Origin of the sequence: Paraburkholderia sp. SIMBA_030, assembly GCF_046535245.1 — a bacterium.
GTDB lineage: Bacteria > Pseudomonadota > Gammaproteobacteria > Burkholderiales > Burkholderiaceae > Paraburkholderia.
This window is the reverse complement of record NZ_JAWRXB010000384.1, coordinates 1-277: the sequence shown is the minus strand read 5'-3', so window position 1 is coordinate 277 and position 277 is coordinate 1. Positions and strand designations below refer to the sequence as shown.

The 277-nt window shown below is 40.8% G+C and carries 1 protein-coding gene; it reads left to right on the top strand.

What is annotated here, in order from left to right; translation table 11 throughout:
* Positions 1-165: 165 nt before the first annotated feature.
* The coding region (locus SB772_RS40450) for a LysR family transcriptional regulator (RefSeq protein ID WP_128972117.1) at positions 166-277 on the top strand (112 nt) is incomplete at its 3' end.

Below are 277 nucleotides of genomic sequence, written 5' to 3'. Positions count from 1 at the left end.
GCATTCCGATAAAACTTTTCGTTCCGGCTCAGGAAGTGCCGCCACTATAGGTATTTGCTGGTAGAAGCTCAACGGACAATTTATAATGGCTCAGATTAAAAAAACTAATAGGTTACACAGTGTGATCTAATTGTTAAATTCATTTAACATCAAAGTTTAAAAGCCATGTCTAAACGATTACCACCGCTAAATGCCTTACGAGTTTTTGATGCTGCAGCACGCCATTTAAGTTTCACTCGCGCAGCAGAAGAGCTTTTTGTGACCCAGGCCGCAGTAA